This is a genomic window from Agromyces sp. NPDC055520 (assembly GCF_053619715.1).
Genome location: NZ_JBSHJY010000027.1, coordinates 24,656 through 43,848, shown reverse-complemented (window position 1 = coordinate 43,848; position 19,193 = coordinate 24,656). Strand labels below are relative to the sequence as shown.

General features: G+C 71.4%; 17 protein-coding genes and 1 rRNA gene. 12 read left to right on the top strand and 6 right to left on the bottom strand.

The window, feature by feature from the left end; genetic code table 11:
• From rrf to pnuC, 4 genes are all read left to right on the top strand, one after another.
• Positions 1-94 (top strand): 5S ribosomal RNA (gene rrf / locus ACWGST_RS11830); the annotation flags it as partial.
• Between the two features lie 194 nt (positions 95-288).
• Positions 289-2,217 (top strand): thioredoxin domain-containing protein, encoded by a 1,929-nt coding sequence (locus tag ACWGST_RS11825; RefSeq protein WP_452046861.1) that lies wholly within the window; start codon positions 289-291, stop codon positions 2,215-2,217.
• A 4-nt stretch (positions 2,218-2,221) separates the two neighbouring features.
• Positions 2,222-2,614: a DUF3054 domain-containing protein gene (locus ACWGST_RS11820; protein ID WP_452046860.1), complete on the top strand. Its 393-nt coding sequence runs from the start codon at positions 2,222-2,224 to the stop codon at positions 2,612-2,614.
• Positions 2,611-3,294, top strand: coding sequence for a nicotinamide riboside transporter PnuC (pnuC, locus tag ACWGST_RS11815; RefSeq protein WP_452046859.1), 684 nt, complete (start codon positions 2,611-2,613; stop codon positions 3,292-3,294). The genes ACWGST_RS11820 and pnuC overlap by 4 nt, the downstream gene beginning before the upstream one ends.
• Here the strand turns inward: pnuC and ACWGST_RS11810 are convergent.
• Positions 3,245-3,613: a hypothetical protein gene (locus ACWGST_RS11810; protein WP_452046858.1), complete on the bottom strand. Its 369-nt coding sequence runs from the start codon at positions 3,611-3,613 to the stop codon at positions 3,245-3,247. The two genes, pnuC and ACWGST_RS11810, sit on opposite strands and share 50 nt — an antisense overlap.
• A gap of 175 nt (positions 3,614-3,788) precedes the next feature.
• On the opposite strand from ACWGST_RS11810, the gene ACWGST_RS11805 reads away from it, so the two are divergent.
• Positions 3,789-5,468, top strand: coding sequence for a DUF7059 domain-containing protein (locus ACWGST_RS11805; RefSeq protein WP_452046857.1), 1,680 nt, complete (start codon positions 3,789-3,791; stop codon positions 5,466-5,468).
• 3 nt (positions 5,469-5,471) lie between these two features.
• On the opposite strand, the gene ACWGST_RS11800 is transcribed toward ACWGST_RS11805, so the two are convergent.
• Positions 5,472-5,900: a DUF1761 domain-containing protein gene (locus tag ACWGST_RS11800; protein WP_452046856.1), complete on the bottom strand. Its 429-nt coding sequence runs from the start codon at positions 5,898-5,900 to the stop codon at positions 5,472-5,474.
• A gap of 117 nt (positions 5,901-6,017) precedes the next feature.
• On the opposite strand from ACWGST_RS11800, the gene ACWGST_RS11795 reads away from it, so the two are divergent.
• From ACWGST_RS11795 to ACWGST_RS11785, 3 genes are all read left to right on the top strand, one after another.
• A complete protein-coding gene (locus ACWGST_RS11795) occupies positions 6,018-6,959 on the top strand; it encodes a J domain-containing protein (RefSeq protein ID WP_452046855.1) in 942 nt (313 codons plus the stop codon).
• A gap of 50 nt (positions 6,960-7,009) precedes the next feature.
• Positions 7,010-8,293, top strand: coding sequence for a M18 family aminopeptidase (locus ACWGST_RS11790; protein ID WP_452046854.1), 1,284 nt, complete (start codon positions 7,010-7,012; stop codon positions 8,291-8,293).
• A 102-nt stretch (positions 8,294-8,395) separates the two neighbouring features.
• Positions 8,396-8,953, top strand: coding sequence for a rhodanese-like domain-containing protein (locus ACWGST_RS11785; protein ID WP_452046853.1), 558 nt, complete (start codon positions 8,396-8,398; stop codon positions 8,951-8,953).
• 84 nt (positions 8,954-9,037) lie between these two features.
• Here the strand turns inward: ACWGST_RS11785 and ACWGST_RS11780 are convergent, their stop codons facing one another.
• Positions 9,038-9,235 (bottom strand): hypothetical protein, encoded by a 198-nt coding sequence (locus ACWGST_RS11780; protein WP_452046852.1) that lies wholly within the window; start codon positions 9,233-9,235, stop codon positions 9,038-9,040.
• A gap of 76 nt (positions 9,236-9,311) precedes the next feature.
• Complete coding sequence (locus ACWGST_RS11775; RefSeq protein WP_452046851.1) at positions 9,312-10,700, bottom strand: L-serine ammonia-lyase; 1,389 nt, start codon at positions 10,698-10,700, stop codon at positions 9,312-9,314.
• 302 nt (positions 10,701-11,002) lie between these two features.
• Between ACWGST_RS11775 and ACWGST_RS11770 the strand changes: the two genes are divergently transcribed.
• Together ACWGST_RS11770 and ACWGST_RS11765 are read left to right on the top strand one after the other, a co-directional pair.
• A complete protein-coding gene (locus tag ACWGST_RS11770) occupies positions 11,003-12,037 on the top strand; it encodes an ATP-binding cassette domain-containing protein (RefSeq protein WP_452046863.1) in 1,035 nt (344 codons plus the stop codon).
• Positions 12,034-12,882 (top strand): ABC transporter permease, encoded by an 849-nt coding sequence (locus tag ACWGST_RS11765; protein WP_452046850.1) that lies wholly within the window; start codon positions 12,034-12,036, stop codon positions 12,880-12,882. Before ACWGST_RS11770 ends, ACWGST_RS11765 begins: the two co-directional genes overlap by 4 nt.
• Positions 12,883-12,915: 33 nt before the next feature.
• Here the strand turns inward: ACWGST_RS11765 and ACWGST_RS11760 are convergent, their stop codons facing one another.
• Positions 12,916-16,152: an ATP-binding protein gene (locus tag ACWGST_RS11760; protein ID WP_452046849.1), complete on the bottom strand. Its 3,237-nt coding sequence runs from the start codon at positions 16,150-16,152 to the stop codon at positions 12,916-12,918.
• A 256-nt stretch (positions 16,153-16,408) separates the two neighbouring features.
• On the opposite strand from ACWGST_RS11760, the gene ACWGST_RS11755 reads away from it, so the two are divergent.
• Both ACWGST_RS11755 and ACWGST_RS11750 read left to right on the top strand, forming a co-directional pair.
• Positions 16,409-17,488 carry a ThuA domain-containing protein gene (locus tag ACWGST_RS11755; protein WP_452046848.1) on the top strand — a complete coding sequence of 360 codons (1,080 nt, stop codon included), beginning with the start codon at positions 16,409-16,411 and terminating at the stop codon, positions 17,486-17,488.
• Between the two features lie 105 nt (positions 17,489-17,593).
• Positions 17,594-18,706, top strand: coding sequence for a GNAT family N-acetyltransferase (locus ACWGST_RS11750; RefSeq protein WP_452046847.1), 1,113 nt, complete (start codon positions 17,594-17,596; stop codon positions 18,704-18,706).
• An 18-nt stretch (positions 18,707-18,724) separates the two neighbouring features.
• Here the strand turns inward: ACWGST_RS11750 and ACWGST_RS11745 are convergent, their stop codons facing one another.
• Positions 18,725-19,156 carry a GNAT family N-acetyltransferase gene (locus tag ACWGST_RS11745; protein ID WP_452046846.1) on the bottom strand — a complete coding sequence of 144 codons (432 nt, stop codon included), beginning with the start codon at positions 19,154-19,156 and terminating at the stop codon, positions 18,725-18,727.
• Positions 19,157-19,193 lie beyond the last annotated feature (37 nt).

Here is a 19,193-nt window from a genome sequence, read left to right as displayed (position 1 = left end):
AACGCCCGGACACATTCCGAACCCGGAAGCTAAGACTCGCAGCGCCGATGGTACTGCAGGGGGGACCCTGTGGGAGAGTAGGACACCGCCGGACATTATTTCGAAGAGAGCCGCCCAAGGTTGGGCGGCTCTCTTTGGTTGATGCGCCTGTCTTGGTTCATGCGTCTGTTGATCGGCGAGGCCCTGCCACCGACGGCAGATTCACGATCGAGTCGCAGAAGGCCGCCCCACGGGGCGGCCTTTTCGCGTTTCAGGGCGCGGTCGTCGCGGATCACTAGTGTGGGGTGCATGGGCAGTCGTCTCGCCGAAGCCATGAGCCCGTACTTGCGCGCGCATGCGTCGAACCCGGTCGACTGGTACCCGTGGGGTGAGGAGGCGTTCGTCGCGGCGCAGGAGCGGGACGTTCCGCTGTTCATCTCGATCGGGTACGCGACCTGTCACTGGTGCCACGTGATGGCGCGGGAGAGCTTCAGCGACCCGGCGATCGCGGCGCTGCTGAACGACGGCTTCGTCGCGATCAAAGTCGATCGCGAGGAGCACCCCGATGTCGACGCGAGCTATCTCGCGGCCGCCTCGGCCTTCACCCGCCAACTGGGCTGGCCGCTCACCCTCTTCGCGACGCCCGACGGGCGTGCCTTCTATGCCGGCACCTACTTTCCCCCGAGTGAGATGCCGGGGATCCCCTCGTTCAGTCAGGTGCTCGCGGCGGTCGCCGGCGCCTGGCGTGACCGCCGGCCGCAGCTCGATGAGACGGCGTCTGCAGTCGCCGAGGCGTTGGCCGCGGCATCCACTGTGCGCACGGAAGGTGCGCTGCCCGGTGACGCGACGCTGCAGGCTGCCGTCGCCGCCCTCGCCGAGCAAGAGGATCGCGTGTACGGCGGCTTCGGAAGCGCACCGAAGTTCCCGGTCGCGCCGGTACTCGAATTCCTGATCGCGGCAGGGGAGCCGGGTCGATCGCTCGCCGCCCGCACCGTGCGGCTCATGGGGGCCTCGCCGCTGCATGACCCGGTCGACGGCGGATTCTTCCGGTACGCGACGCGCGCCGATTGGAGCGAGCCGCACTACGAGCGCATGCTCACCGACAACGCGCTGCTCGTTCGGGTGGCGACCGAGCTCGTGCGGTTGCGTCCGGAGGACGAGCACACGGCGTCGGTGGCCGACGGCGCCGCCCGGTTCCTCATCGAAACGATGCAACTGCCGAACGGCGGGTTCGCGAGCGCTCAGGATTCGGAGAGCGTGATCGGCGGGCGGCGGAGTGAGGGCGGGTACTACCGTCAGGATGCCGACGGGCGCTCTCGCCTCGAACCGCCGGCGCTCGACGAGAAGGTGCTGACCGGTTGGAACGGGCTTGCGATCGGTGCGCTCGCGCGGCACGGCTTCGTGCGGGATGCCCCGGTCTCGGTCACGGCGGCGCGGCGAGCCGCGGAACTGCTGCTCACGACGCACCTGCGCCCCGCCGCCGCAGGCACGGATGAGACTCTGCTCGTGCGCGCCTCGCTCGATGGGCAGGTCTCGACGGCCGTCGCAGCCCTCGAAGACACGGGCATGCTCGCCGGCGGCCTGCTCGAGCTCGCAGCAGTGACCGGCGAGGCCGGTTACGCCGTCACGGCGCGCACCCTCGTGGATGCGGCGATGGCGGCGGCGGCGGCATCGGCAGCGGCCGGGGCCGGTGACGAGGGCGCCCGACTGCCGTTCGCGGCACCGGGCGGCACCGACCCCGTGCTGCGAGCCCGCGGCCTCGCGCTGCCCGACGACCCGGCCGAGGGCTCGGCGCCGTCGGGGCTCACCGCCTGCGCGGATGCCGCGTGGCGCCTGTATCTGCTGGGCGCCGGGGACGAGTACCGTGCGGCCGCCGAGCAGGCGATGAGCGCTGTGGCGGGGCTCGCGGTCGAGCGGCCGCTCGCGTTCGGCGGTGCACTCGCGCTCATGGCTCGGCTCGTGGCGCCCGTCGTGCAGCTCGTCACGGTCGTGCCGGTTCGCGGCGGTGAGGGTGATTCAGGGGTCATGCCCGAAGAGCAGGCGCTCGTCGCGGCGACACGGGCGCACGAGGCATCCGTCGCCGTGATCGTCGACGAGCGGCAGGCGCGCGAATTCGCCGCGGCAGGATTCTCGCTGTTCGAGGGCCGCACCGCGCCATCGGGTGCGGCGGTCGCCTACCGCTGCGAGGCGTTCGTCTGCGCACTGCCCGTCGCCGACGCGGCGATGCTCCTACGATGAGAGCATGACGCAGCCTGGGCAGCCCCGAACCGGCACGATCGCGATCGCGGCGACGCTCGATGCGGTGCTCGTCGTCGCGTTCGTCTCGATCGGTCGGCGCAGCCATGCCGAGGGGCTCGACCTCGCGGGCATCGCGGGCACAGCCTGGCCGTTTCTCGTCGCGCTCGCGGTGGGCTGGCTCGCGGCGCGGGCATGGCGGCATCCGCTCGCCGTCTGGCCGACCGGCGTCATCATCTGGGTCGTGACCGTCGCCGGGGGCATGCTGCTGCGCGTCACCAGCGGGCAGGGCACGCAATTCGCCTTCATCGTGGTCGCGACGCTGACGCTCGCACTGCTGCTGCTCGGGTGGCGGCTCATCGCCCTGCTCGTCACGCGCCGTTCGCGTGCACGCGCATGAATCCCATCGAGTGGCTCTTCGACGCCCAGCTCGTGATCGGCGACCAGGTGATCCTCTGGCGCGAGATCGTCGGCAACCTGTTCGGGCTCGCGAGCGCGCTCGGCGGCCTGCGTCGCAAGGTCTGGGCGTGGCCCGTCGGCATCGTCGGCAACGCGCTGCTCTTCACGGTCTTCATGGGCGCCCTCTTCGAGACGCCGAACCCCGTGAACCTGCTCGGCCAGGCGGGGCGACAGCTCATGTTCATCGCCGTGTCGATCTACGGCTGGGTGCGCTGGTCGCAGCACCGTCAGGTGAGCGCGACCGCGGTCGAGCCGAGATGGGCGAGTGCGAAGGCGCGCGTGCTGCTCGGAGTGGCGCTCGTCGGCGGCACGCTCGTGCTGACGCCGATCTTCCGCGCACTCGGCTCGTTCGAGCCGGTCTGGGCCGACGCGTGGATCTTCATGGGGTCGCTGCTCGCGACCTGGGGCATGGCCAAGGGATGGACGGAGTTCTGGCTGATCTGGGTCGCCGTCGACATCGTCGGCGTGCCGCTGCTCATCAGCGCGGGCTACTACGCCTCGGCGCTGCTCTACGTGTTCTACGGGTTGTTCACGATCTTCGGCTTCATCACCTGGATGCGCGTGCAGCGGGTCACCAGCGCGACGGCACCCGGTCGAGCACCGACCACACCGCCGAGCTGAGCTCGGGGTGCTCGAGGGCGATCTCGCGCAGCAGCTCGTATTCGAACTTCGCGGCATCGCCGTCGCGTGCGGCGGGGTGATACGCGCGTGCCCTCACGGTGCGCCAGCGCTCGGCGTGCAGCCGCTCTTCACGCAGTGTCGCCACGACCTGTTCGTCGACCGACGGCAGATCGGGCAGGAACACCCACGGGTCTTCGCCGAGGCGACAGCGCAGCTCGATGAGCGCCGAGAGCTCGTCGCGTGCGTCTTGACGCAGCCGCTCGAGCGTCGCCGACTCCGCCATGCGCACCTCCCCTCGCTTCTCTTCGATCGTAATCAACGCTAAACCCACCGTGTGACGAGCGGGTTACAGAGCGCAACCCGACGTGTACGCCAGATGACGAGTCGATGACGGCCGCGTCGCGATCGACCCGAACGCCTGATCGAATGGTGCGCGCCGCGTGAACTCGCGACGCGCTGAGCCTGCGAAGCATCGGGTGCGCTTGAATGGACGAATGAGCACCGAGCCGGAATCGTCGCCCCGCACCGCTGTCGACGAGGCGCGCACCGACGAGTTGCTCGGTCGCCTCCGCGCCGACCTCGTCGCCGCGGACTTCACGGTCGAAGCACTCGATGAACTCTGGGGCGAGGACGCCGCAGCGGCCCTGCATCGGGGCGAACGCGTGCCTGCACGGCGGGTGCTCGACGCCCGCAGGCGCGAGCACGAGGCATCCGCCGGGCTCGCGACGCTCGCCGAACTCTTCGTGCTCGGCCTCGCCGTGCCGCGCGGCGAGCTCGCCGAGGCGCTCGCATCGCTCGGGGTCGACGGGGCGATCGAGCTCGGTCTCGTCGGCGACTCGGGCGATGCAGGCGATGCGGGCGATGCGGGCCGACCGGGCCACGAGGCATCCGTTCGCGCGCTGCTCGACCTGCGCCCGTACGCGTTCACCGACGCGTACGGCAGCGCCGAGTGGTGGATCGTCTCGGATCTCGGCGAACTCGCCCTCGGACACGCGCTCGGCGAGCACCACGTGCTCGGCGTCGGCGGAGCGTCGAAGACGCTCTCGGGGCTCATGCTGCCGACTCCGGCCGGCCGCGTGCTCGACCCCGGCACGGGCTGCGGGATTCAGGCGATGCACGCCTCGCGGTTCGCCGAGCAGATCGTGGCGACCGACATCTCGGCGCGGGCGCTCTGGATCGCACGTCTGAACCTCGTGCTGAACGGCATCGAGGGCGTCGAGCTGCGCCTCGGCAGCCTCTTCGAGCCCGTCGCGGGGGAGCGGTTCGACCGCATCGTCTCGAATCCGCCGTTCGTCATCACGCCGCGTATCGAGGGCGTGCCCGAGTACGACTACCGCGACGGCGGCATGGTGGGCGACGCGCTCGTCGAGGCCGTCGTGCGCGACGCCAGCGACCACCTCGAGCCCGGCGGTGTCGCGCAACTACTCGGAAACTGGGAGTATCGCGGTGCCGGCAGCGGCAGCGGCAGCGGTAGCGGCAGCGGCAGCGGCACGGCCGACGGCCTCGAGCGCGTCGGAGGCTGGGCGAGCGAGCTCGAGCACTGGGTGATCGAGCGCGAGGTGCAGCACGTCACCGAGTACGCCGAGACGTGGATCCGCGACGGCGGCACCCGGCCCGGCACCGCGGAGTTCGACCGGCTCTACGACGCGTGGCTCGACGACTTCGCCGCGCGCGGCGTCGAGCAGGTCGGTTTCGGTTACGTGCTGCTGCGACGAGCGGATGCCGCGGCATCCGCTCAGCCGACGGCCGCCGTCGGCCGACTCGCCCGGCTCGAGCGCCTGCACGGCCCGCTCGGCGCGAACGAGGCCGGACTCGGCGCGCACCTCGCCGAGTGCCTCGCCGGCCACGACCGGCAGGCGGCCCTCGACGCCGCGGCGCTCGCCGCGACCCGGTTCACCGCCGCCGGCGACGTCACGGAAGAGCGCCACTACTGGCCCGGCGACGACGACCCGACGGCGATGCTGCTGCGTCAGGGCGGCGGTTTCGGGCGCGCGATCAGCCTCGACACGGGGCTCGCCGCACTCGTGGGCGCGAGCGACGGCGAGCTGTCGGTCGGTGCGATCGTTGCGGCGCTCGCACAATTGCTCGAGGTCGACGAGTCGGCGCTCGCGGCCGAGCTGTTGCCGGCGGTGCGCACGCTCGTCGACGACGGCATGCTGCGGTTCGCCGACTGAGCGTCAGACGGTGCCTGCGGGCGGCCACACGCCGATGATGAGCGCCATCACGATCACGGTCACGAACTCGTGCCCGATGTTCAGGATCGTGAGTCCCGGCGGTCGACCCTCGAACACGTCGTGCGTGATGAAGCGCGCGGCGGTGAACCCGGCCCACAGCATGAGGCCCGTCGTGATCGCCATCAGCAGGTGGTTGCCGCCGAGCGCCTGCCACGCGACCTGGGTCGCGATCGCGAGCACCCACGCCGAGATGAAGCTCACGACGAACGTCGTGAGGATCGGGCCGACGGCGCCGCGGTCGCCGCTGTCGTCGACCTTCGCGACCCGCATCCAGTAGTTGCCGAACACCTTCGGCGTGTACCAGATCGAACCCACGAGCATCGTCGACAGCGTGGCGACGATGACCGCCCAGTAATTGACGTCGATCAGCATTTCTCTGCCTCTCTCACGACCCGGCGGGCCTGCGCGGGCAGCCCCTGTGGTCGGCAGTCTAGACCTGCGCACAGCCGCACCGCGGTATTCTCGTGGTCGCAGATCGAAAGCGAGCCCATGCCCGACAGTCCGCTCTCCGCTTCACCGTACGAGGTGCTCGGCGTCGCGTCCGACGCGGACGACGCGACGCTGCGACTCGCGTACCGTCGCGCCCTTCGAAGCGCGCACCCCGATACGGGCGGCGACGTCATCCGCTTCCACGCGGTGCAGCTCGCGTGGGAGCTCGTCGGCACTCCCGATGCGCGTGCCCTCTTCGACCGCGGCGCCCGCGGCGGCTCCACCGGCACCCCCGCGGCGAGCCGTGAGGCCTGGGCGCCGGCAGCACCGACGCCGCGCCGGGACTCGCGCCCGCTCGCGCGCACCTACGGCCACCCCGGCGGGCTGTCGCGAGAGCGCTATCTCGATCTGATCCGCGAATGGGCCGGTCGAGGCGTCACCCTCGCCGACCCCTACGACCCCGCCCTCGTGCGAAGTGCACCCCGCGACATCCGTCATGTGCTCGCCGACGCGCTCGCCGAGGAGGCGAGTGCGCGATCGCTGTCGACGCTCGGCATCGCCTACACGGTCTGGCACGACGTCGCGACGGATGCCGCGGGCCACGGTCTGCCGCCGAAACTCGACCATCTCGTGCTCGGTCCGACCGGGCTCTTCGCGATCCAGTCGGAGGACTGGGGCGGCCCCGTCGCGATGAAGCGCGGCGAACTCGTCGGCGCCGCCCTCACGGGTGAACGCCCGGTGCGAGCGCTCGCCGCACGCGCGAAGGCGATCGGACGTGCAGCCAAAGTCAAGCCGACCGCCCTCGTCATCGTCGTGCCCGACGAGCACGCCGAGGAGTCGCTCGAGCTCGGCGGCACCAACCGAGGTGCCGTGGTCGCGCTCGTGCGCCGCTCGCGGCTGGCGAGTGCCGTGCGCGAGGGGCTGCCGGGGTCGGCGCACCTCGGCGGCACCGAGGTCATGGAGGTGCGTTCGCGCCTGCAGGCGGTCGTGCGGTTCGCATAGCGCGCGCCGGCGGGTTCGCGTCGCGGGGCCGGTCGGTGTTGGATGGGGGGATGCCCGCATCACGCACCGAGACCGACCGCACCGACGCCTACATCGCCGACTTCGCGGAGTTCGTCGGCGCCTCGCCGTCGTCGTATCACGCGGCGGCCGAGGTCGCGCGCCGACTCGAGGCCGCAGGCTTCGATCGGCTCGACGAGCGAGACGAGTGGCCGGCGGCCGGCGGCCGACACGTGGTGGTGCGCGACGGCGCCGTCATCGCGTGGGTCGCGCCCGCGTCGGCAGGCGCCACGACGCCGTTCCGCGTGCTCGGCGCGCACACCGATTCGCCGTCGTTCAAGCTGAAGCCCCAGCCGAGCTCGAGTGCCGAGGGCCTGTTGCAAGCGGGCGTCGAGGTGTACGGCGGGCCGCTCCTGAACTCCTGGCTCGACCGCGAGCTCGAACTCGCCGGTCGCATCGTCACCGACGACGGAGCCGCGCACCTCGTGCGCACGGGCCCGATGCTGCGCATTCCGCAGCTCGCGATCCACCTCGATCGCGAGGTCAACAAGGGGCTCACCCTCGACAAGCAGCGCCACATGCAGCCGATCTGGGGTGCGGGCGGCTCCGGCGACGTGCTCGAGGTGCTGGCTGCGGCTGCCGGAATCTCGGCCGAACGGATCGCCGGCCACGACGTGCTCGTCGCCGACACGCAGGCGCCGCAGCGCTTCGGACTGGGCGATGCGCTGTTCGCCTCTGGGCGCATGGACAACCTGAGCTCGGTCTACGCCGGGCTCGTCGCCCTGCTCGCGGCGCCCGTCGATGCCGGTCACGTCAGCGTGCTCGCCGCATTCGATCACGAAGAACTCGGCTCCGAGTCGCGTTCGGGCGCGAGCGGGCCGTTCCTAGACGACGTGCTCGTGCGCATCGGCGCCGGGCTCGGGGCAGGCGACGTCGAGCGTCGGCGTGCGTACGCGGCATCCTGGATCGTCTCGTCGGATGCCGGCCATGCCGTGCATCCGAACTATCCCGAACGGCACGACCCGGCGAACCGGCCGTCGCTCGGCGGCGGGCCGCTGCTGAAGCTCAACGCCAACCAGCGCTACGCGAGCGATGCGGAGGGCGCGGCCCTCTGGTCGGCGGTCTGTCGGCGAGCGGATGTCGCGGTGCAGGCGTTCGTGTCGAACAACTCGATTCCATGCGGCTCGACCATCGGGCCGCTCTCGGCGACCCGGCTCGGCATCCGCACGGTCGACGTCGGCGTGCCGCTGCTCTCGATGCACTCGGCGCGCGAGCTCGCGCACGTCGACGACCTCGCGGCGCTCGGCGCCGCGGTCACCGCGTTCTTCGCGGGCTGAATCCTGCCCGTCGGGCACTTCGACCTCGACTGGCGGGATATCGCGCCACGACGGCGTGATCCGCCCTGCCGTCGATCGCCGTCGACTGGCAGGGTGAAGAACATGACCGAGACGATCACGGCCGGGCCCCCGGCTGCAGCAGCCGCGCCGGCACCGGCAGCCGCCCTCTTCGCCCACGTCGCAGGCCGCGACGCGGCGGTCGCGCACTTCCGCGGTCGCCTCGGCTTCGAGGCGGACGTCTCGGATGTCGCCGCTGCGCTCGCCGCCGCCGCGCATGGCGCTGAGCCGGGCGCGGGCTTCGTGCTCGTCGACACCCGCAGCGAGGCCTCGTGGGCGCAGGGTCACGTGCCGGGCGCGGTGCACTTGCCCTGGCGGCGCATCGCGACCGACGCGGCCACGATGATCCCCCGGGGAACACCCGTCGTCGTGTACTGCTGGGGGCCGGGATGCAACGGGGCGACGCACGCCGCGCTCGAGTTCGCACTGCTCGGTCACCCCGTGAAAGAGATGCTCGGCGGCTTCGAGTACTGGGTGCGCGAGGGATTCGCCTACGACACCGCCGACGGGCCGGCGCAGCTCGCGGCCGACCCGCTCACGAACGTGGCGGAGGCGGGGCTCGGCGGCGTTACCGTCGCCGATGGCGTCAGCTGCGCCTGCTGACCCGAGCGCACCGAGCACGAGTATGCGCCGGCCGGGACACCGGCGCATACTCGGCTGTCACTCGGACGCCCGGGATCGCCGGGGTCAGCGCAGCGGGCCGCGCCGGCTCTCGAGCCACATGGTGTGTTCGCGCAGGCCGTTGCGCACCGCGGCCTTGATGATCAGGTACCCGATCCAGAGCATGAGGCCGAGCACCGCGAGGTAGATCGCGAGGCCGATGATGAGGCCGATGAGGCCGGCGCCCCAGAGCAGGTCGAGGGAGTTCGGGTCGGGGGTGTCCATCCGCCCAGCGTGACAGACGGCGGCGCGTCGCGCGAGAGTCCCGATCGGGGGACACGACGTGACGGTCGCCTCGCCGTCAGCACTCGATGACGTTGACGGCGAGGCCGCCCTCGCTCGTCTCCTTGTACTTCGTCATCATGTCGATGCCGGTCTGCCGCATGGTCTCGATGACGGTGTCGAGCGAGACGACGTGCGTGCCGTCGCCGTGCAGTGCGAGTCGTGCGGCCGAGACCGCGGTCGACGAGGCGATCGCATTGCGTTCGATGCAGGGCACCTGCACGAGTCCGCCGACGGGGTCGCACGTGAGGCCGAGGTGGTGCTCCATCGCGATCTCGGCCGCGTTCTCGATCTGCCGAGGGGTGCCGCCGAGCACGGCGCAGAGCGCGCCGGCCGCCATCGCGCACGCCGAGCCGACCTCGGCCTGGCAACCGCCCTCGGCGCCCGAGATCGAGGCGTTCTTCTTGACGAGCGAGGCGATCGCCGCGGCGGTCAGCAGGTATCGGCGGATGCCGGCGGCATCCGCACCGGGCACGAACTTCAAGTAGTAGTGACCGACTGCGGGGAGGATGCCGGCCGCGCCGTTGGTCGGCGCGGTGACGACGCGGCCGCCCGACGCGTTCTCTTCGTTGACCGCGAGCGCGAAGGCGTGCAGCCACTCGGTCGAGGTGTCACGGTGGTGAGCGGCGCCGGCATGTTCGTCGCGGTCGTACGCTTCGAGGCGCTGCCGCACGAGCGCGGCGCGCCGTTTCACGCGCAGCCCGCCGGGCAGGGTGCCGTCGGCCGCCAGACCGTTCGCGACGCACTCGGCCATCGCCGCCCAGATCGCGTCGAGGCCGTCGTCGATGCCCTGCTCGCCGTGGATCGCGACCTCGTTGTAGCGCGCGACGTCGCAGAACGAGACGCCGTGCTCTTCGCAGAGCGCGAGCAGTTCGTCGGCGTTCGAATACGGCAGTGGATGTCGCAGCGCCTCGGCCTCGGACGCCGTCTCGCCATCGCGGCGGATGAACCCACCGCCCACCGAGTAGTACGTGTCCTCGGCGAGGGGCAGCGGGTCGTCGCCCCAGGCCTGCAGTGTGAGCGCGTTGGGGTGGCCGGGCAGGCGCGTGCGGGGTTCGAGGGCGACGTCGCCACGAGACATCCTGATCGCATGGGTGCCGGCGATGCGCACCTCGGCGCCGTCGTCACCGAGACCCGACCACGCGCCGCGCACCTCGCCGGGGTCGCAGTCGTGCGGCTCGAGGCCCGCGAGCCCCGCGACGACCGCGTCGGGGGTGCCGTGGCCGAGGCCGGTGGCGCCGAGCGAGCCGTAGAGCGAGCACGTGATGCGGGTGACCCGATCGAGCACGCCGTCGTCGGCGAGTCGTTCGGCGAAGGCCCGTGCGGCCCGCATCGGGCCGACGGTGTGGGAACTCGAGGGGCCGATCCCGATCGAGAAGAGATCGAGGGCTGAGACGAACGCTGTCACCCTTCAAGGCTACGCCGGGTGTCGCGCAGTGTTCTGGCGGGAATTCGCAGAATCGTGCGCATCCCGCGTTCGGCACGCCCGTTCAGCGCGCTTCCGGTGGTGCCGACGCAGCGCCGCCGGAACAGAGCGTCTGCCCGCTCCGCGCTGAGAGCGCCGCGTGAGCGCCGCGTGAGCGTCGTGCAAGCGCCGCCTCGCACGATGGGCTCATGATCACATATCCCGTCGCACAGACACATACCAGGGCACAGACGCAGACCGCGCTCGGAAGCGGAACGGACTGGGCCGTCGAGGCCGAGGGTCTCGTGAAGGCGTTCGGCACGAACCGCGCCGTCGACGGCGTCGACCTGCGGGTCGCGACCGGCTCGGTCTACGGCGTGCTGGGCCCGAACGGTGCGGGCAAGACCACCACCATCTCGATGCTCGCCACCCTGCTGCGACCCGACGCCGGTCGGGCGCAGGTGTTCGGCCACGATGTCGTGCGCAAAGCGCAGGTCGTGCGTCAGCTCATCGGCGTGACCGGTCAGTACGCCTCGGTCGACGAGACGCTCTCGGCCACCGAGAACCTCTACCTCTTCGCTCGCCTGCAGGGTTTCAGGGGCGCGGCCGCCCGCCGCAAGGCGACGGAGCTGCTCGAGGAGTTCGGCCTGACGGAAGCCGCACGACGGCCGCTCAAGAACTTCTCCGGCGGCATGCGACGCCGACTCGACCTCGCCGCGAGCCTCATCGCCCAGCCGCCCCTGATCTTCCTCGACGAGCCGACGACCGGACTCGATCCGCGCACCAGGGCGCAGATGTGGGTGACGATCCGTCGCCTCGTCGCGACCGGTTCGACGGTGCTGCTCACGACCCAGTACCTCGACGAGGCCGACCAGCTCGCCGACCGCATCGCCGTCATCGACCGGGGGCGTGTCGTCGCCGAGGGCACCGCGGACGAGCTCAAGGCCTCGGTCGGGGAGTCGAGCCTCGAACTGCGCCTCGCCGACCCGGGCGACCTCGCCGACGCACGCCTCGCGATCGAACGCGTGCTCGGCGTCGTTTCGACGAGCTCACCCGAGGCCGGCCGTCTCACCGCGCCCATGCACGATCCCGATCGCGTCGCCGAACTGCTCGTGACCCTTCGCGACGAGGGCGTGCACCTCGCCGAGCTCAGCGTCGCCAAGCCGACGCTCGACGAGGTGTTCCTGGCCATCACGGGTCACGGCACCGAGCGTGCCGACGGCGGCGACGAGGCATCCGATATCGAATCGATCGACAGTGAATCGGCCGGCACCGAGTCGGCCGGCACCGAGTCGGCCGGCACCGAATCAGCCGACAGCGAGAAGGGAATTCGCGCATGACCACCATGACCGATGCGCCCGCCGCGCCCCCCGCGCGCGCCGCCATCGTTCCGGGCAATGCCCGAGAACTGAAGAACCGCGTGACCTTCGCCGAGATCGTCTCGCACACGCTCACCATGGCGTACCGCGGACTGCTGAAGATCAAGCGCACCCCCGAGCAGCTCGTCGACGTGACGGTGCAGCCGATCCTCTTCACACTGATGTTCACGTACATCTTCGGCGGGGCGATCGCGGGCGACGTCGCGAACTACCTGCCGATCATCATCCCGGGCATCCTCGTGCAGACCGTCATCACGACGTCGGTCGTCACCGGCGTGCAATTGCGCGAGGACATGGACAAGGGCGTGTTCGACCGCTTCCGCTCGCTGCCGATCGCGCGGATCGCCCCGCTGTCGGGCGCCCTGCTCGCCGACACCGTGCGCTACGGCATCGCGACCACCCTGACCTTCGCCATGGGCTATGTCATGGGGTTCCGGCCCGAGGGCGGCCCATGGTCGGTCGTGGCGGCCGGGCTGCTCGTGATCGCCTGCTCGTGGGCCATCAGCTGGATCTTCGCCTTCTTCGGCGTGATCGCGCGCACGGCGTCGAGCGTGCAGGGGATCTCGATGATCGTGCTGTTTCCCCTGACATTCCTCTCGAACGCGTTCGTGCCGGCCGACACCATGCCCGACTGGCTGCAGTGGTTCGTCGACATCAACCCCGTCTCGCACCTCGTGACCGCCGTGCGCGACCTCGTGAACAGCGGCACGTGGGGGCCCGATGCGGCGGTCTCACTGCTCGGCGCCGTCGTGATCGTCGCGGTCTTCGCGCCGCTCACGGTGCGGGCGTACATGCGCAAGGCATAGCCGGTTCGCGGGTGCAACGCGCGGCCGTGTCGGCTACGGGAGCCGCTCCGAGAGGAGCTCGAAGGCCCGGTCGGCCGCAGCATTCGGAGTGACGGATGCCGCAGCCGACCGGGCCTCGCGCACACGTGCGGCACCGAGCCGGCGCGCGGCGGCATCGATGCGCGCCGTCAGTACGAGCAACGGCAGGTCTTGCCGGGGCGAGAGGCGTTCGGCGAGGGCGAGCAGTTCGAGCGCCCGGTCTTCGAGCTCGGGCATCGTCGCCGCCCAGCTCGACCAGCCGACGAGTGCGGTGCCGAGCACGGGCTTGTCGATGTAGCCCGGCCTGGCCCGGTGGGTGGCGAGCGTGCGTGCACGCAGCTGCCGTGCCAGGCCGGAGACCTCGTGCTCGTCACGGCCGTCGTCGACTCCGGAGGCGACGAACGCCGCGAGCGACAGGATGTACCAGGGCGACGCCCGGCGGCCGGGCAGGGTGTACCGGTCGAGCGCGCCGGCGGTGTGCTCGACGGCTCCCGCAACGTCGCCGCGGGCGCGCGCCACCTCGGAGAGCCCGAGCTCGCCGATCGCGACGAGGTCGAATCGGTCGTCGCCGGTGCGATCGCCGTGGCCCATCAGCTCGAAACGCTGCCCCGCCTCATCGAGCCGACCGAGGGAGAGCAACGCCACCGCCTCGATCCACTCGAGCTGCAGCAGGTCGGGGGCCGCGCCGAACCACCGCAGGCGGCGCGCCGCCTCCTCGCTCCAGCGCAGCGCCTCCGAGGGCTGCGCAGTCTGGCTGGCGAGTTGAGCGAGCGTCATCGCCGCCATGGCGCCGACCCAGCCCTCGCCGGTGCGCTCCGAGAGTTCGAAGGCGCGACGGGCGGCCGACGCGGCGCGATCGAGCTCGCCCTCGTTCTCGGCGACCTGGGCCGAGAGGATGCCGCCGAGCAGCGCCTCGGTGACGTCGCCGGATGCGGTCATGCGTTCGAGCGCCGAGCGGGCGTCGTCGAGATTCGAGAGCGCAAGGAGGAACTCCGCGGCGCCGTGCTGCCACGGCGCGAGCGTCGCCCCCGAACGGATGATTCGGCGCAGGCGCGAGAGCGCCACCAGCCCCTGTCGGTGTTCGGCGACGAGCGCGGTCGCCGCCATCGTGAAATAGGCGGTCGCGATGAGTTGGATGAATCGGGGTCGGGGCGTGTAGCCGGTGCTCGCCGCCAGCACGTCGCCGATGAACGACAGCACTTCGTCGTGATTGCCGCGCACCGACCACGAGTAGGCGAGCACAGCGAAGACGCCGAGCGCCACGCGCGCGTCGCGCTCGGCGATCGCGGCCCGGAGGATCGACACCAGATTGTCCTGCTCGAGCGCGACGCCGTGCAGCATCTCGATCTGGCGGTGGTCGGCGGTGCGGTCGATCCCGTCGAGTGCGAACTCCACGGCCCACTCGAACATCGCGCGGCGCGCGTCGTCGGCGTCGCCGGCGGCATCGAGCTCGAGCTGGCCGAACTCCCGCACGGTCTCGAGCATGCGATAGCGCGGGGCGGTCGAACCGGGCGGCTCGGTCACGGCGAGCAGCGACTGCGCGACGAGCGCATCGACGACGCGGTCGGCGGGGTCGGGCGCGGCGACGGCGGCGTCATCGCCGATCATTCGGGTCGCGGCGTCGAGGCCGAACCCGTCGACGAAGAGCGAGAGCCGCGCGAGTGCGCGCTGTTCGGCCGGTTCGAGCAGACGCCAGCTCCATTCGATGACCGCTTGCAGCGTGCGGTGCCGTTCGGGCGCAGCACGGTCACCTGAGACGAGCAAGGCGAAGCGATGTTCGAGGCGTGCCTCGATCTGCTCGACCGACATCGACCGCACCCGCGCCGCCGCGAGCTCGATGGCGAGCGGGAGGCCGTCGAGGTGCCTGCAGAGCCGCTCGACGGCATCGCGGGGGAGTGAAACCCCCGGTCGCGCCGAGGTCGCCCGGTCGAGGAACAACTGCACCGCGGCACCCGGCGCCCCGTCGGGATTCACCGTCTGGAGGGCGCCGAGCGGATAGACGCGCTCTGCGGTGATCGCGAGCGGGCTGCGGCTGGTGGCGAGCACGCGGAGCTGCGGAGCGGAGGCGAGGAGCGTCGCGGTCCAGCGGGCCGCTCCGTCGATGACGTGCTCGCAGTTGTCGAGCACCAGCAGGGTCGGCACCTCGGCGAGCTGCTGGACGACGCGGGTCGCGAGGTCGAGTCGGGGCGCCGCATCCGCGAGGCGGGTGCTCACCGAGGGCTCGCCGATGCCGAGCGTCGAGGCGAGCGCGAGCGTGACGTCGTCATCGCTGCGGATGCTCGCGAGCTCGACCACCACCACCACGGGGTCGTCGGCGCGGGCGGCGACCGTCTGGGCGAGCCGGGTCTTGCCGAGCCCGCCGGCGCCGAGCACGGTCACCAGGCGCGCCGACTCGAGCAGCGCCGAGATCGCCGCCACGTCGTGCTCGCGGCCGAGCAGTTGGTTGGGTTCGGCGCGGAGGCCGAGACGCACGCGGCTCGCGGGTCTCGGCTCATCGTCGAGCAGCCGGGTGTTGAGGGCGACGAGTTCGGCGCCGGGCGAGGCGCCGAGCTCGTCGCGGAGGCGCGTGCGGAATCGTGCGAAGGCCTCGAGCGCCTCCTGACGGCGCCCGTCATCGGCCAGGGCCTGCAGCAGGAGGAGCTGCACTCGTTCGTTCAGCGGATGAATCGTGGCGAGACGGCCCGCATCGTCGACGGCGCCCCCGGGGTCGCCGGTCGCGAGGCGCGCACGGGCCCGCACCTCGTGCAGTTCGTCGCTGAGGGCTGCAGCGGCCTCCGCGAGCTCCGTCGCGATCGACGCGTCGCCGAGGTCGGCACCGGGCTCGCCGCGCCACAGCGCGAGGGCGAGCTCGACCGCGTTCGCGGCCCCGGTCGGGTCGTGCTCGAGGAGCGACCGGGCGTCGGCGGCGAGCGACCGTGCCAGGGCGAGGTCGCTCGGCCGATCGTCGTCGGCGAGTGCGTACCCGCTCGTCGTCGAGACGATGAGGCCCTCGGCGGTGGCGCCGCGGGCACGCGAGACGAGGGTCTGCAGAGCGGCGCGCGGGTTGCGCGGCGGAGCCTCGCCCCACAACTCGGCCACGATCGCGTTCGTGCTCACTCCGTGCCGTCCGGGCTGGTCGGCGGCCTCGGCGAGCAGCGCGATCAGCGTCTTCGCGAGGGTGCCGGGCGGTTCGACGAGCGTGCCGTCCCGGCCCGCCACGAGCACCGGCCCGAGCAGGGCGACCCGGGGCGCATCGGTCGTGGTCGGCGGCACGCAGTCGAGCCTAACCGCGTCGGCATGCTCGGTCGGCGACGGAGAACCTCGCGTGGATTTCGCGTATGAAAAGCAAAAAGCACCCCATGACGGCTCGAGAGCGCACGCCCCGCGTTCAGCTGATGCCGCCATGCGTTGACAACCGGCGGCGTCTTGCGTAGCCTAGACCGCGGTGGATATGTGGAGAGTAACAACATATTCACTCACCTCAATCAGGTGCTCAGGATCGGTCCAGCTCGAAGAGGAGAAACGACCAATGAACCAACGCATGCAACGCGTGATCACCGGGGCCTCTGCCATCGGCCTCATGCTCACTGTCGGGCTCACCGCCGCCCCGGCGCAGGCCGACGACGCCGACTACGACGTGCTCGTCGTCGGGAAGACCCTCGGCTTCCGCCACTCGCACATCGATGACACCACCCGTGCGGTCATCCAGCTCGGGGAGGAGAACGGCTTCGAGGTCGACGTGTGGGATCCGGCGCAGCCGACCCTCACGCTCGAGAGCAGCCCGTTCACCACGGCGGCCGATCTGTCGAAGTACGCGACGATCATCTTCGCCTCGCCCGTCGACGGAACCAACAACATGGATCCCGCCCGGCCGCGCCTGCTGAACGACACCGAACTGGCCGCGTTCCAGCAGTACATCCGCGGTGGCGGCGGCTACGTCGGGTTGCACGCCGCCACGGACACGATGCACGCGGTGCCCTGGTACAGCGAGCTCACCGGTGGCAGCGCCCGCTTCCGCAACCACCCCGCGCAGCAGACCGCGACGATGCGGGTCGAGAGCCCGACGCATCCTTCGACCGCGATGCTGCCGACCGAGTGGATCCGATTCGACGAGTGGTACAACTTCACGACGAACCCTCGTGACGACGTGCACGTCTTGATCACGCTCGACGAGTCGACCTACAAGGGCGGCTCGATGGGCGAGGATCACCCGATCGCCTGGTGCCAGAACTTCGAGGGCGGTCGCTCCTGGTACGAGGGGGCCGGCCACACGGATGTCTCGTGGTCCGACCCGCTGTTCCTGAGCCACGTGCTCGGCGGCATCGAGTGGACGGCCGGCCTCACGACGGGCGGCGGAGACTGCGTGACCTTCGGCGAGGTCGATGGGATCCTCGACGGCCTCGCGACCGTCTCGCAGAAGAACATGCACCTCACCGGCGATCTGGCCGCGTTGCTCGACAGCGCAGAGCTCAGCGCCGACGCCGGCGACCACGCCGCGGCGCTCAAGGCGCTGCGGCAGGCCGAAGCCAAGGCGAACGGGGTCCAGGACGACGTGCTCATCGCGAAGATCGGCGACCTCATCGAGTGGCAGGAGGGACTCGCCTCCTGACGCCGAGAACGTGAGGCCGAGCCGCGCGCTCGGCCTCACCGGACGAGACGGGCTCCGCCGCAACGGCGGGGCCCGCCTCGTCGTCCGCCCATAGGCTGGAAGGCGATGCAGACCGACAGCGCCCCGTTCACCATTCGCCCGATCCGCGACGCCGACGTCGCCGCCGAACCCGCCCTCATCGTCGCCGCGTTCGCCGCCGGCCCGTACGGGCATCTGCCCGTGAGCGCCGAGCGGCTCGAGTTCCAACGGGATGTGTCGGGGCGCGCGGCATCCGGTGCCGTGCTCGTCGCCGTCGCCCGTCGCCCTGACGCGGCCGCCCTCGACGACGCCGACGGCCTCGGCGCCGGCGACCGGCTGCTCGGCACGTCGAGCGTGCTGCGGGCCGGCACGCCGTACTCGCGCGTGGCGATCGGCGACGAGGCCGAGGTGCGGCTCGTCGCCGTCGACCCGGCGGCCCAAGGCGCGGGCATGGGCGAGGCCCTGATGCGGGCGAGCCTGGAGACCGCGCTCGGCTGGGGTGCCGGCGCGCTGCTGCTCGACACCGGTGCGCGCAATCTGCGCGCGCAATGGCTCTACGCGCGTCTCGGGTTCGAACGGCTGCCCGAGCGCGATGAGGAGTTCGGCGAGGTGCGGGTGTTCGCGTATCGATTCGGGTTGCAGGAGCGGGCGGACATCCGGGTGCGACTCATGCGCCCCGACGAGGCCGGGTCGGTCGCCGCGCTCGCCGAAGCCGCCTACGCGAACGACGTCGAGTTGAGCGACGCGTATCGCGCCGACATCGTCGCGGTCGCCGAGCGCGCACGTGATCACCAGGTCTGGGTGGCGACGGATGCCGCGACCGGCGAGCTGCTCGGCACGGTCTCGACCCCCGTGGCGGGCGCGACGATCTCGCCGCTCGCGCGAGACGGTGAGCTCGACTTCCGGTTCCTCGGGGTCGCGGCGCACGCCCGACGCCGCGGCGTCGGCGAGGTGCTCGTCGCGCACGTGCTCCGGCTCGCGCGCATTCGCGGCCTCGACCGCGTCGTGCTGAACACCGGGCCCGACATGCTCGCGGCGCAGCGGCTCTACGACCGCCTCGGCTTCGAGCGCCTGCACGAGCGCGAATTCACGTTCGAACGCCCCGACGGCACGACCTTCCTCATGATCGCCTACGGGCGTGACGCAGGGTCGGTCGTCGGCCGCGAGGGCGATGCCGAGCGCGAGTCGGGTGCGGCCTGAGCCGTCGCGTTGCAGCTGTCACTCGACGGTGATCGTGCTCATCCGGGCCATCCACTGCTCCGGTCGATCGAGCGGGCGGAATCCGAACCGTTCATAGAGTCCGTGCGCGTCGGCGGTCGTGAGGCCGATGCGCCGGAGCCCCAACGGCTCGAGCGAGGCCATGATCTGCTCGATGAGCGCCACGCCGATGCCGCGGCCTCTCGCCGCGGCATCCACGAACACGTCGCACAGCCAGGCGAAGGTGACGCCGTCGGTGATGACCCGGGCGTAGGCGAGCTGCGCACCGCTCTCGGCGTCGTAGATGCCGTAGTTGCGCGAAGCGGCGACCGCTGCCTCGAGCGCGGCTCGCGAGCGGCCCATGGCCCAATACGACTCGTCGGCGAGCCAGACGTGCACCCGATCGAGGTCGAGGCGGGCGGGGTCGGCGGAGAACTCGAAGTCATCGTGCATCGTTCGATCGAATCGCGGGGTCGGGCGCCGGGCAACG